Genomic DNA, 12,728 nt, shown 5'->3' with positions numbered 1-12,728 from the left:
ATGGAAGGAGCCTTTGAACAGGATCTTCCCATCAATGGTCATCATCTGCATGTACAGACCATCGGCAGAGGCACTCCGCTGCTTCTTCTGATGGGGCTGGGCGCTGCGGGTGACAAATGGGCGCCCAACGTGGCGGTCTATCAGGAGCATTTCCGCTGCATTCTGGTGGACAATCTGGGCGCAGGGCGCTCAGACAAGCCGCAGCAGGAGGCCTATTCCGTTGCGGAAATGGCCCGGGACGCAGCCGCCGTGCTGGATGCGCTGGGCGTCGAAAAGGCGCATGTAAACGGTATTTCCATGGGCGGCGCCATCGCGCAGGAACTGGCCATCGCCCATCCGCAGAGAGTCAAGTCCCTGATTCTGACCAGCACCTTTGCCAGTGTGTCCAACTCCTTTCGCACCGCCATTGAGACGCTGCGTGACAACATCGATGTGATGGACAAAAAAGCCTTCAAGCGGCTGAACCAATGGATGACCTTTGCACAAAAAACGCAGAACACCCGCCCTGATTTTCTTTTGGAGATGGCACAAAGCGACGCGGAATACCCCTACCCCATGCCCAGTTATGCCTACAAAGCGCAGTGCAACGCCTGCCTTGGCCACAATGCCGCCGACCGGCTGAAGAAAATCACTGCGCCTACGCTGGTGGCAGCGGGCGCCTGCGATTTGTTCGTCCCCTATGAAAAAACCATGGAGTTGTGCGAGAAAATCCCCAATGCCACGCTGTACCTGTGCAAGGATGGCGGCCATGTGCACGAATGGGAGCACCTGGAAGATTACAACCGGGTCACACTGGAATTTCTTTTGGCGCAAAACGAATAAAAAAGAGGGACTTCCCGCGGGAAGTCCCTCTTTTCAGTTGTCCCCGCCTTCACAGCAAAAGCCGGAACATTCCTCTTTGTGAAACTTCACCAAGCCGCTTTTGTCCTTTTGTCAAAACCATGCTATAATGACAAAAAGAACGAAACGGGAGGATCTCGATCGATGTAAAAGATCTACCAAACAAAGCAATCCGCTGAACGCCAGCGCCACATTGTGGACTGCCTGTTTGAAATGCTGAAGTCCATCCCATTTCAAGATGTGACCGTACAGGCGCTGTGCCAGAAATCCGAAGTTCCGCGAAAGACGTTTTATCGCTATTTTGACGGAAAAGAAGGCGTATTTGACGCCATGGTGGATTACATCATGCTGGATTACGAGCGCTTTCCCGGTCCCTACCGCGAAGGGGAACGGCGCACTTCGGAAAAGGATATGGAAAAGATGTTTCTTTTCTGGCACGAACACGACGATTTTCTGACAGCGGTCAGCCGCAGCGGCCTGAGCGGACGGTTTATCGAGCGCTCAATTTACACGAGTTTTCAGGAAAAACTGGGCATGACGATGGTCGCGCAGCAGGAAAGTCTGGACTGGTTCCGCATCACCACCTGTTTTTCCATGTGCGGGCTGTTCGCCCTGATTTGGGACTGGCGCCGCCGCGGTTACCCGCAGACGCCGCAGGAAATGGCGCACATCGCAGTGAAGCTGCTCACGCAGCCGCTGTATCGCTCCTTGCCATAAAAATGCCAAAGTGTTTCACAAAAGTTTGGAACGGGGTGTCACACTTGTCTGTCTCTGTTTTGCCCGTGATGCAGGGATTATAATAGGATCAGATGAAATCGCGCCGGGCTTCCGGCGCACAACACTGATGCAGAGGAGTGCAGACAATGGCACAACAAGTCAAATTGCAGGCAGACGGCCTGCGCGAGCTGCGCCGTGTGGATGAGCGGCTCATGTCTTACAACGTGGAAATGACCGAGGTGACCGGCGGTACTTTCTGGAAGGAATACACCCCCGGCCAGATTGCAGGAACTGAAGGTTTTCCGCCTTCCAAGGGGCTGGAGGATATCGCCAACGCCATGCAGGTCTATCCCCCGGTAAACCTGTACGATGAGAAGCTGCGTGCTTTGGCCAAGGAGTTCGGTCCCGTTTGGGTGCGTGTTTCCGGCACCTGGGCCAGCAAAACCTACTACGATTTTGACGGTACGACCGGCGGCAAGGCTCCCGAAGGATACCAGAGCGTTTTGACCAAAGAACAGTGGATCGGCGTATTGGATTTCGTAAAAGAAATTGGAGCAAAACTGCTGATCTCCGTGGCCAACTGTGCCGGCTTGCACAGCGCCGACGAGCCCTGGAACCCCAGCGAAGCGGAAAAGATCTTCGCGCTGAGCAAGGAGTACGGTGTACCCATCGACGCAGCGGAATTCATGAACGAGCCGAACATGCTGCAGTTCAGCGGCGCGCCCGCCGGTTACACGGCTGCGGACTACGCCCGCGATCAGGATCTGTTCTTTGCCTGGGTGCGCGAGAACTATCCGGACACCCTGCTGGTCGACCCCTGCAACACCGGCAGCGCCGACGAGGACGAAACGCTGGGCGCCATAAGCAACAACAACAGCGACAAACAGGGCGGCGGCATTGCGGATTTGATGGGTGAGGTTGCCTCGCTGCACGATTTGATGCGCGGCACCAAGGAAAAGCTGGATGTATACAGCTATCACTACTACAACGGCATCTCCGAGCGTTTGGCTTCCGTCATGCCCGGCGCCCATTGGGACCCGTCCAAGGCTCATACCGAGGCCTATCTGGCAGTGGCCGGCAGCAGTGCCCGTGCCAATGTCCCCGGCCGTGATCAATACTGCCCCGGCGGCCAGATGTGGGTAACGGAGAGCGGCGACGCCGGCGGCGGCGGAGACACCTGGGCTTCCACCTATCTGGACGTTCTGCGCACGCTGAACGAGCTGGGTGAGTTTGCCACCATCACCGACGGTATCATCTTCCACAACACTCTGGCCTCTTCCGATTACGGCTTCCTGGATCATCGTACTCATGACCCCCGCCCCAACTATTTCGCAGTATTGCTGTGGAATCGTCTGATGGGCACCACGGTCTACGAATCCGGCGAGCCTCTGCGTGAAGGTGCGCACGTCTATGCCCACAGCCGCCGTGACGGCAAGCCGGGTGTTGCGTATCTCATCATCAACAACTCTCTGACCGATACCACCACCGTGGAACTGCCGCGGGACGCACAGCGCTACACCCTTTCCGCGCCCACGCTGCGCAGCCCGGTGATGTACCTGAACGATCGGCCGCTGGAGCTTTCGGGTGAGTTTGATCTGCCCGATTTGAGCCCTGTCGCACAGCCCGCCGGCACGGTGGAGCTTGCGCCCGCCAGCGTCACCTTCCTGGTTCTTTAAAAAACACGAAAACGCCCGAAGCAGACGCTTCGGGCGTTTTTTACATTCCTGCCGCTGCACAGGCCGGTTCGCAGGGACGAAGGGTCAGTTCTCCGGCGGCTGCGTCCAGCAGAAAGGCGTCTCCCTCCTGCGAGAGCATCTGCGAAGCCAGGCACTGCTCCACCTTGCGCGTAATCACGTGCCGCAAACTGCGCGCCCCGCAGGCGGGGTCGTACCCGCTCTCCACCAGCAGGCGCAGCGCGGCCGGCGTATGCTCCAGCACAATGCCCTGCCCGGCTGCACGCTCTTCCAGCTGCGCCAGCATCTGACTCCCGATGATCTGCAGGCTCTCCTTGTCCAGAGGCTGAAATACCAGCAGCTCATCCATGCGGCCCAGCAGCTCCGGACTGAAAAATGCCTTTGCTTCTCCCAAAACCTGCATGCGCACTGCCTGATCGGGTGCGGCTGCGCCAAAGCCCAGCGCGCCCTTCTGCCCCACCAGATGTTTGGCGCCCAGATTGGAAGTGAGAATGATCAGCGTATGGCGAAAATCCACCACGCGGCCTTCGCTGTCGGTCAAACGGCCATCTTCCAGAATCTGCAAAAGCAGGTTGGACACATCCGGATGCGCCTTTTCAATTTCATCAAACAACACCACGCTGTACGGCCTGCGCCGCACCGCTTCCGTCAGTTGACCGCCCTCGCCGTATCCCACATAACCCGGCGGCGCACCGATCAGCCGGGCTGCCGTATGCTTTTCCATATACTCGGACATATCAAAACGGATCAGCGCTTTTCCGCTTCCCATGCAGCATTCTGCCAGGGCTCTGGCCAGTGCGGTTTTTCCCACGCCGGTCGGACCAAGGAACAAAAATGCTCCCATGGGGCGGGTCTCACTGGCCAGGCCCAAACGTGCACAACGCAGAGCGGAAGCCACCGCTCGCACAGCCGGCTGTTGCCCCACTACACATCGTTCCAGTTCCTCTTCCAGATGTGCCATGCGCGCCGACTCGGACTGCGACAGCCGTTCTGCCGGTACGCCGCTTTGCCGCGACACTACTTCCTCCACCAATTCCGCCGTGATGCGTCCATCCGATTTCTCGGAGATACAGGCGGCGCTGCAGGCTTCATCCAATAAGTCGATGGCCTTGTCCGGCAAATTTCGCTCCGGAAGATAGCGCACCGACAGCTGCACCGCCGCGCGAATCGCCTCCGGTTCGATCGTCACATTGTGGTGGCTTTCGTAACAGGGGGCCACCCCCTGTAAAATTTTCAAAGCAGTTTCGGGAGTGGGCTCCGCTACGTCGATGGTGCCAAAGCGCCGGGCCAGGGCCGCGTCTTTCTCAATTTTTCGGTATTCGCTGCTTGTGGTGGCGCCGATGATCTGAATCTCACCGCGCGCCAGCATGGGCTTCAAAATGCTGGACGCATCGATGCCGCCTTCGGCTGCGCCCGCACCAATGATGGCATGCACCTCATCAATGAACAAAATGGTATCGCCCGCCCGCTGTACATCGGACAACACATTTTTGAACCTGTCTTCAAAATCTCCCCGGTATTTGGTTCCTGCCACCAAACTGGCGATATCCAGCGCCAAAATCCGCTTTTCCCGCAGAATGGCCGGCGCCTTTCCCTGGGCGATGCGCAAAGCCAGCCCTTCCACCACAGCGGTTTTTCCCACGCCCGGCGCACCGATCAGGCAGGGATTGTTTTTGCGGCGGCGCGCCAGGATCTGCTCCATGCGAAGAATCTCATCGTCCCGCCCCAGCACCGGATCGATCTCTCCATGCAGCGCCAGAAGCGTCAGGTCGCGGCTGTATTTTTCCGCCACACGGCCGGCAGGCCTTCCCTGGGGCCGGGGCGGCGGCGCATTGTACAACGGCAGCTTGCCGCTTCGTCTTCCATATTCTTTGGCGGCCAGGGCCGGTTCCAGCCCCAGCTGTGCCAGCACCTCGCCCGCACCGCACGGCACCTCCAGCAAAGCTGTCAGCAAATGCGTGGGAGTCGCTTTTCCGCCCTCTGTCGCCTTGGCTTCCAGCACTGCATAGTCCAGACAGCCCGACAGATGCTGGGTAAAATCCCGGGCGGAAAGATGCGTTCGTTTGCCCTGTCCCACACGCTGCGTCAGCACACGCCCCACCCGATAACCGTAAATTTGTTTTTCCACCAGATAGCAGGCCGCGTCCGTCGTATCCGTTCGCAGAAGCGCCATCAGAAGATGTTCCGTTCCCACGTAAGTATGCCCCATCTCCTGTGCCACGCGAATGGCGTCATGAATCACCGCGCCGGCCTGTCTTGCAAATCCTTTGTACCAGAACAATAAAATCGCCCGCCTTTCCTGCTGCTTGTCCCGCTTGAAAGTATGGGCTGCCCCGGCGGCCTTAAATCCGCCAAAATATGGTTTGTGCAAAAGAAAAAAGAGAGGGGCGAAACCCTCTCTTTTTCGTTTGGCGCGCTTATTGCTCCAGCGCTTCCCGCAGCGTCTTTGCAATCTGGTCCGGGCAGGATGTACTCTTGCTGCCGCAGGTCAGACCTTCCATCCGCTGGATGGCCTCCTGCGCGGGCATCCCCTTCAGCAGTGATGCAATCCCTTTCAGGTTGCCGCTGCATCCGCCCAACACCGTCACGTCCTCAATGGTCCCGTCATCCGCCAGCGTAACGGTGGTGGATACCGAACAAACACCTCTGTTTTTGCGTGTATAGGTCATCTTTGCTGCGCCTCCAACGTGCAATTGTCGTTTTTCATTCTAGCACAGCACGCTTTCAGATACAACATAGACAAAAGCTTTCCTGAAAATTTGGCAAAACTCCCGGAAGAGCTGATTTTTCTCTTTAAAATTCGTCAGATTTTCCATAATGCGGAACGACCTTCGCCTGCTTCTTTTGTTCTGCCAGCTTCCAAATGCGCTCGATCATCTCATCGCTGGTGGTAAACGCTCCCAGTGGCGTAGGTTTGGACATGTGCATGCCATGGAAGTCCGTTCCGCCTGTCACGATCAGATTCCAGCGCTCCGCCAGCACGTGCAGCGCCTGCCGGTCCTCGGGTGTGTTGCGGGGATGATCAATTTCCACGCCATCGATCCGCCCTTCGCTGGCCAGTTCTTCCGCCAGCTCCATGCTCTGGTACACACTCGGATGAGCCAAAACAGCCACGCCGCCCGCTTCATGAATCAGATCCAGCACTTTCTCCAGCGGCTCATACGCGGGGTCGTGAAGCACTTTTCCCCCGCGGCCAAACAACTCACGGTAAAGGTCTTTATAAATGCCGTCCGTATAACCATATTCATACAGCAGCCGGATCAAATGTGTTTTGTAGGTAACGCCGCTGCGCCTGGAAAACGCTTTGGCCGCGGCGCGGGTAAACTGCGGGTACATCTTTTCCAGCTCATCAATGCTCAGGCTGGTGACGGCATTTCGCCGGTCCTTCATCAGTTGAAAAAAAGCAAGCAGGCCGGGCGTCAGCTCCGGGCAATAGCAAAGCATGTGGACCCGCCGGCCTCTGCGAGTATCAAAACCCGTCATCTCCACAGCCGGAATCAGGCGCACGCCCTGATCCACCGGATGCTGCTGTGCGTATTGGATGCACAGCTCCGTATCGTGATCGGACACGGCCAGACTGGTCAGGCCGGCACGCCGGGCCAGCAGCGGGAGCAATTCAATATCAGATGATCCATCGGAAAAATTGGTATGTGTATGTAAATCGCCGGGCATGAAAAGGCCTCCTTTTCAGCACACAATGTGCCTGCCCTTATCTTACACCCACGCCGGATTCTTGACAAGTCTGCCCCGGCTGATAGGGCAGCGGCTCCCCGTCCAGAAAATCCTCAACAATGTCCCACACATGACACGGCTCCACATCGTACGCATTCAAAGCAGCCACCACCGCGCGCACAAAGTCCGGATCTGTTCCCACATCATGCACCACGACACCACCGCCCTGCACTCCGTACGTCTGATAGGTCCCCAGCGCGGGATCGCTGATCGTTTCCTCAAACAGATGATACAACATTTTTTGTCTCCTCTTTTGCAGGCCCCGGCCCGCGTTCCATGTTTGATTTCCAGTATACTCGGTTCAAATGGTAAATTTTGGCAAAACATGTAAAACCAACCCGTCTTCAAGGCCCGTGTGAAAAAAGATTGACAAGACGGAGAAAAGAGGCTAAAATAAACCATACGGCATGCAGATGTAGTTTAGTGGTAGAACTCCAGCTTCCCAAGCTGGCCGTGTGGGTTCGATTCCCATCATCTGCTCCAACAAAAAGCTCGGGTATGACCCGGGCTTTTTTACTTTCCCATCCCCACACTTTTTTAGCAGCACCTCCCTTTGAAAGGGCGGTTGACAAACAAGCGAAAACCCTCCATACTCAAAAAGGAGCTCATCCTTTCAAACGGCTTGGAGAACAGGAGATGTCTATGAATCGTGCACAAACCGTCCGGCGATACGCTATTACGCTCATCGCCGTTATTTTCTCTGCATTTTTGCAGGCCTTTACCCTTCAGGTCTTTTTCACGCCGATGCAAATTCTTTCCAGCGGGTTCACCGGTGTGGCCGTGCTGATCGAAAAAATCACCTCTCTGTTTGGAATCCACTTTTCCACCTCGCTGGGCATGATCGCGCTGAATCTTCCGGTGGCTGCCTTTTGTTTCAAGCACATTGGAAAAAAATTCGTGATTTTCTCTCTGCTTCAGGTGTTTCTGGCCAGTACCATTTTAAAATACGCGCATTTTCAGGCGCTCTTTGACAACGTCCTTTTGAACATCTGTTTTGGCGGGTTCCTGTACGGGATCGCCATTGTAACCGCTTTGAAAGGCAACGCTTCCACCGGTGGAACGGACTTTATCGCCCTCTATGTTTCCAATAAAACCGGGCACGCCATCTGGCAGTATGTTTTCGTCTTCAACGCCTGCATGCTGTGTCTGTTCGGCTATCTGTTCGGCTGGGAATACGCGGGGTATTCCATCATGTGTCAGTTTATCTCCACCAAAACCATCGACACATTTTATCACCGCTACAAACGGGTCACGCTCCAAATCACCACCCATGACGCGGAATCCGTGGTCCGTGAGTACATCGCGCATTTCCGCCACGGGATTTCCGTTTTGGACGGACACGGCGGCTACAGCGGCCAGAAAATCAGCTTGCTGCACACGGTGGTCTCTTCTTACGAGGTGCAGGACATCGTTCATCTGATGAAGCAGGTGGACCCGAAAATCATTATCAATGTACTTCCCACCGAAACCTTCTTCGGCGGCTTTTACCAAAAGCCCATCGAATAACACAGGAAAAGCCAGGGCGTTTTCGCCCTGGCTTTTTTCAATGCAGCGTCTTTTAAAAAGACATCATCTTATCGATCCCATTCATGGCCTTCTGCGCGGTGTGCGCCGCTTTTTTCATGGCTTTTTTCACTTCACGGGGATGTTTCTGTGCGGCATATGCCCCTACAGCCCCCAGCGCACTGCCGGCCAGCATACCCATCGCGGCACCGCTCATCATGCTTTTTGTGTTTTTATACATGGTCGTTCGTCCTCCTTTGCTTGGATGCTTGTTGGCATCTGCTGTTAGTTTGCCCCCTGCTTTTTTGTATTTGCAGGGAAAAATTTCCCTTTTCGCATATTTTTCATCCTCCGCACTCCCGGAATGTGGTATACTAACAGTATCTGTGGAGCGAGCAAGGAGGCTTTTTGTGGAACAGATGAAGCGTGTTCTGTGCATACATGACCTTTCCTGTGTGGGAAGATGCAGTCTGACGGTAATTCTCCCGGTTCTTTCCGCCATGGGAGTACAGGCCTGCCCACTGCCCACAGCTCTGCTGAGCACGCACACCGGCGGTCTTGGCACTCCGGCCGTGATTCGCACCGAAGCCTTCTGTCGGGACGCGCTGGCCCATTGGGAACGCCTTTCACTCTCGTTTGACTGCGTTTATTCCGGCTATCTGGCTGACGCAGCCGACGCGGAACTGGTGCGGCGCGCCTTTGCGCAAAACCCGGACGCCTGCAAACTGGTGGACCCGGTGCTGGCCGACCACGGAAAACTGTATCGCGGCGTGACGCCTGCGTTGTGCAGTGCCATGACGGACCTGTGCAAAATGGCCGATATTTTGTGCCCCAATGTCACAGAAAGCGCCGTGTTGCTTGGCCTGGAGCCCGATGATTCCCCGTTTGACCGCGCACAGCTGGCAGAACGGATTGAGCGGCTTCATGCGGCGTTTCCCCGTGCCCGCGGGCTGGTCATTACCGGCGCGCGCCTGAGCGACGGAACGCACGGCAACGCCTTTTGGCAGGAAGACAATTCGTTCTGTTTCCTGCCTTTTGACCCGGTGCCGCAGTCCTATCCGGGCACCGGCGATTTATTTGCGTCTGTTCTTGCCGGCGCGCTGACCCGCGGCCTCCGCCTGGCCGACAGCGTGGAACTGGCGGCCGGCTTTGTGGCCAGAGCAGCAGCCGAGACACTGCGCATGGGGGCAGACCCGCGTTTCGGCACTGCCTTCGAGCGTGTGCTGAGTGATTTGACAAAACCAAAAGAGGGATGATTCTACTTGCCAACTTTGAACATTGTACTGGTGGAGCCTCAAATTCCGCAAAACACCGGAAACGTGGCGCGCACCTGCGCCTGCACCGGCGCGCGGCTGCATCTGGTGGGACCCATGGGATTTGTAGTGGATGACCGAAAGCTGAAACGTGCCGGCCTTGACTATTGGCACATGCTTGATATAACATACTATCAGGATTTGAAGGATTTTTTTGCCAAAAACAACGGTCCTTTTTATTATTTTACCACCAAGGCGCCCCAGCGCTACACCGACGTGCGCTATCCCGACGGAGCATATCTTGTGTTTGGCCGCGAAGATGCAGGGCTGCCGGAACAATTGCTGTTTGAAAACCAGCCCTGGTGCGTGCGCCTGCCCATGCGCAACGACGCGCGGAGCCTGAACCTGTCCAATACGGTGGCCATCGGCGTATACGAAACGCTGCGCCAATGGGACTTTGACGGTCTTCTGGACCAGGGGCATTTAAGAAACTACGATTGGAAGTGAATGTATGAGAAAAGTTGCAGTTTTTACGGATTCCGCCTGTGACATTTCACCGGAATTGCAGCAGAAATACGGCATTGACATCCTTCCCTTTTACATTGCGGTGGACGGAAAAAGCTACACCGAGCGGGAGGATTTTACCAACGAAGAATATTACGAAATGCTGACCAAGTGCGAAGGCATTCCCGTCACATCCCAGATCACGCCCATGCGCTTTCTGGAGCAGTTTGCCCATTACGACGAACAGGGATACACGGACGTTTTGTATGTGGCCATCAACTCCACCGGTTCCAATACCTATCAGAACGCGGTTTTTGCCAGCCGTCAGTATCGGGAAGAGCACCCGGACAGCCAACTAAAATTTCACATTGTGGACAGCCACACCTATTCCATGACGTATGGCTGGCATGTGTGCCAGGCGGCCCGCAAGCTGCAAAACGGCGCGGATGTGCGGGATGTAGTGGAATATCTGGAAGAGCAGTTTGCCTCCATGGAAGTGGCGCTTTCGGTGTATACCCTGCGCTTCATTAAAAAGAGCGGACGCATTTCCGCGGCTGCTGCCTTTGCGGGCGAGCTGCTCGGCCTTCGCCCCATCATTTCCATCATTGACGGCGAGACTGCCACGCCCGCCAAAGTCCGGGGAGATCTGGCGGTGATGCCGGGCCTTGTGAAATACGTAAAAGGGCGCATTCAGCCCGGAACGCCTTATCTTGTGGGCGGCACCGATGAGGAAAACTGCAAAATGCTGGCCAAGCTGTGTAAAAAAGAACTGGGTTACGGCCCTGAAACGCTGTTTTCTTTGGGTGCGGCTGTGGCCACCAATACCGGTCCCGACGCGGTGGCCGTGGTGTTCAACGGCCCGAAGCGCCGCTGATCGATCGTAGGAGAAAAGGGGGTTTTCAAGTTGCAAAAACCGATTTTATACATTGTGATTCCCTGTTACAATGAACAGGAAGTTTTGCCCGTGACCAGCGGCATGTTTCTCAAGAAAATTCAGGACCTGACCGCACAGGGCAAAATCGCTGAAAAGAGCCGCGTGATGTTTGTAAACGACGGGTCCAAGGACAAAACCTGGGAAATTATTCAGGAACTGGCGCGGCAGGATGAACACTATGTGGGCGTGTGCCTGTCCCGCAACCGCGGTCACCAGAACGCCCTTCTGGCCGGACTGATGACCGCCAAGGATCTGGCAGACATCACCATCTCCATTGACTGCGACGGCCAGGATGACATCAACGCCATGGACAGTATGGTGGACGAGTACCTGGCGGGCTGCGACGTGGTTTACGGCGTGCGCTCCAAGCGGGAGACGGACACCTGGTTCAAACGCACCACCGCAGAGGGCTTCTATAAAGTCATGAACGCCCTGGGTGCCAACACCGTGTACAATCACGCAGACTACCGCCTGATGAGCCGCCGCGCTCTGGAAGGGCTGGCCCAGTTCCAGGAAGTAAACCTGTTCCTGCGCGGCCTTGTGCCGCTGGTCGGCTACCGCTCCACCAGCGTGTATTACGAACGCGCCGAGCGTATTGCCGGCGAGAGCCATTATCCGCTGAAGAAAATGCTGAACTTTGCCTTTGACGGCATCACCAGCCTTTCGGTGAAACCCATCCGGCTGATCACCGGACTTGGTTTTCTCATCAGTCTGGCCAGTTTCCTGGGCATCTTGTGGGTGCTGCTGACCAAGCTGTTCGGCGTCACCGTTTCCGGCTGGGCCAGCATGGCCTGCGCCATCTTCTTTATGGGCGGCGTCCAGCTTCTGTGCCTGGGTGTGATCGGCGAGTACATCGGCAAAATCTACAACGAAACCAAGGCCCGGCCCCGTTACATCATCAGTGAAACCACCTTTGACCATCAGAAGAGCGAGGATAACTAAACTCATGGAAAAACAAATGTGGAAAGGTTCCACGCTGCTGGCCCCGGTGCCGCCTGCGCTGGTAAGCTGCGGCGCACTGGAAGCCCCCAATGCTTTGACCATCGCATGGACAGGCATTCTCAACAGCCAGCCTCCCAAAACCTACATCTCCGTGCGGCCGGAACGATACAGCTACGATCTGATCAAAGAGAGCGGAGAGTTTGTCATCAACCTTCCCACGGCGGCGCTGGTGCGCGCCATTGACTACTGTGGTGTTCGCAGCGGCCGGAACGAGAACAAGCTGGCAGCGATGCACCTGTCTGTGCAGCCGGTGGAAGGCTTTTCCTGCCCGATGATTGCCGAAAGTCCCCTGAGCATTGCCTGCCGGGTGACCGACGTGGTCCCGCTGGGCAGTCATGACATGTTCCTGGCAGACATTGTGTCCATTCACGTGGCCAGTGACCTGATTGATGAAAACGGCCGCTTGCGTCTGGCCAAGGCCGGTCTGTGCGCCTATGCACACGGTGAATATTTCGCATTGGGACGAAAAATTGGAGATTTCGGTTTCTCTGTAAAGAAGAAAAAGAAAAAACCGCAATACGACCGCCGAAAGGCAAAATGAGAAAAGCC

The 12,728-nt window shown here is 56.0% G+C and carries 14 protein-coding genes and 1 tRNA gene; 10 read left to right on the top strand and 5 right to left on the bottom strand.

Going from position 1 to position 12,728, the window contains the following annotated elements; translation table 11 throughout:
- The 3 genes from WMO24_RS07395 to WMO24_RS07385 all read left to right on the top strand — a co-directional run bounded on the left by WMO24_RS07395 (nt 1) and on the right by WMO24_RS07385 (nt 3,233).
- A complete protein-coding gene (locus WMO24_RS07395; RefSeq protein ID WP_349215725.1) occupies nt 1–822 on the top strand; it encodes an alpha/beta fold hydrolase in 822 nt (273 codons plus the stop codon).
- A 213-nt stretch (nt 823–1,035) separates the two neighbouring features.
- Nucleotides 1,036–1,557, top strand: coding sequence for a TetR/AcrR family transcriptional regulator (locus WMO24_RS07390; protein WP_349215724.1), 522 nt, complete (start codon nt 1,036–1,038; stop codon nt 1,555–1,557).
- A 146-nt stretch (nt 1,558–1,703) separates the two neighbouring features.
- Nucleotides 1,704–3,233 (top strand): beta-glucuronidase, encoded by a 1,530-nt coding sequence (locus tag WMO24_RS07385; RefSeq protein WP_349215723.1) that lies wholly within the window; start codon nt 1,704–1,706, stop codon nt 3,231–3,233.
- 40 nt (nt 3,234–3,273) lie between these two features.
- On the opposite strand, the gene WMO24_RS07380 is transcribed toward WMO24_RS07385, so the two are convergent.
- The 4 genes from WMO24_RS07380 to WMO24_RS07365 all read right to left on the bottom strand — a co-directional run bounded on the left by WMO24_RS07380 (nt 3,274) and on the right by WMO24_RS07365 (nt 7,221).
- Nucleotides 3,274–5,622, bottom strand: coding sequence for an ATP-dependent Clp protease ATP-binding subunit (locus tag WMO24_RS07380; RefSeq protein ID WP_349215722.1), 2,349 nt, complete (start codon nt 5,620–5,622; stop codon nt 3,274–3,276).
- A gap of 46 nt (nt 5,623–5,668) precedes the next feature.
- On the bottom strand, nt 5,669–5,920 hold the full coding sequence (locus WMO24_RS07375; protein ID WP_349215720.1) for a TIGR03905 family TSCPD domain-containing protein: 252 nt from the start codon (nt 5,918–5,920) through the stop codon (nt 5,669–5,671).
- A gap of 124 nt (nt 5,921–6,044) precedes the next feature.
- Nucleotides 6,045–6,923, bottom strand: coding sequence for a PHP domain-containing protein (locus tag WMO24_RS07370; protein ID WP_349215719.1), 879 nt, complete (start codon nt 6,921–6,923; stop codon nt 6,045–6,047).
- Nucleotides 6,924–6,960: 37 nt separating this feature from the next.
- Complete coding sequence (locus WMO24_RS07365; RefSeq protein ID WP_349215717.1) at nt 6,961–7,221, bottom strand: hypothetical protein; 261 nt, start codon at nt 7,219–7,221, stop codon at nt 6,961–6,963.
- 171 nt (nt 7,222–7,392) lie between these two features.
- Between WMO24_RS07365 and WMO24_RS07360 the strand changes: the two genes are divergently transcribed.
- A tRNA-Gly gene (locus tag WMO24_RS07360) sits at nt 7,393–7,466 on the top strand.
- Nucleotides 7,467–7,625: 159 nt separating this feature from the next.
- The gene (locus WMO24_RS07355; RefSeq protein WP_349215716.1) at nt 7,626–8,489 is read left to right on the top strand and encodes a YitT family protein; all 864 of its coding nucleotides are present in this window, start codon (nt 7,626–7,628) and stop codon (nt 8,487–8,489) included.
- A gap of 52 nt (nt 8,490–8,541) precedes the next feature.
- Here WMO24_RS07355 and WMO24_RS07350 read toward each other — a convergent pair whose 3' ends face one another.
- Entirely contained in the window at nt 8,542–8,727 is a 186-nt protein-coding gene (locus WMO24_RS07350) for a hypothetical protein (protein ID WP_349215714.1), read from the bottom strand.
- A gap of 178 nt (nt 8,728–8,905) precedes the next feature.
- On the opposite strand from WMO24_RS07350, the gene WMO24_RS07345 reads away from it, so the two are divergent.
- The 5 genes from WMO24_RS07345 to WMO24_RS07325 are packed head-to-tail and all read left to right on the top strand — an operon-like array spanning nt 8,906 to nt 12,720.
- Complete coding sequence (locus WMO24_RS07345) at nt 8,906–9,742, top strand: pyridoxamine kinase (protein WP_349215781.1); 837 nt, start codon at nt 8,906–8,908, stop codon at nt 9,740–9,742.
- Between the two features lie 6 nt (nt 9,743–9,748).
- On the top strand, nt 9,749–10,246 hold the full coding sequence (locus WMO24_RS07340; protein ID WP_349215713.1) for a tRNA (cytidine(34)-2'-O)-methyltransferase: 498 nt from the start codon (nt 9,749–9,751) through the stop codon (nt 10,244–10,246).
- 4 nt (nt 10,247–10,250) lie between these two features.
- Nucleotides 10,251–11,117, top strand: a complete 867-nt coding sequence (locus WMO24_RS07335) for a DegV family protein (RefSeq protein WP_349215712.1) — start codon at nt 10,251–10,253, stop codon at nt 11,115–11,117.
- Between the two features lie 30 nt (nt 11,118–11,147).
- Nucleotides 11,148–12,119 carry a glycosyltransferase family 2 protein gene (locus WMO24_RS07330; RefSeq protein ID WP_349215711.1) on the top strand — a complete coding sequence of 324 codons (972 nt, stop codon included), beginning with the start codon at nt 11,148–11,150 and terminating at the stop codon, nt 12,117–12,119.
- A 4-nt stretch (nt 12,120–12,123) separates the two neighbouring features.
- Nucleotides 12,124–12,720: a flavin reductase family protein gene (locus WMO24_RS07325; RefSeq protein WP_349215710.1), complete on the top strand. Its 597-nt coding sequence runs from the start codon at nt 12,124–12,126 to the stop codon at nt 12,718–12,720.
- The last annotated feature ends 8 nt before the right edge of the window (nt 12,721–12,728 follow it).

Origin of the sequence: Ruthenibacterium intestinale, assembly GCF_040096265.1 — a bacterium.
Lineage (GTDB): Bacteria > Bacillota > Clostridia > Oscillospirales > Ruminococcaceae > Ruthenibacterium > Ruthenibacterium komagatae.
Note: the sequence above shows the minus strand (reverse complement) of the source record. Positions and strands in the feature narration are given on the sequence as shown.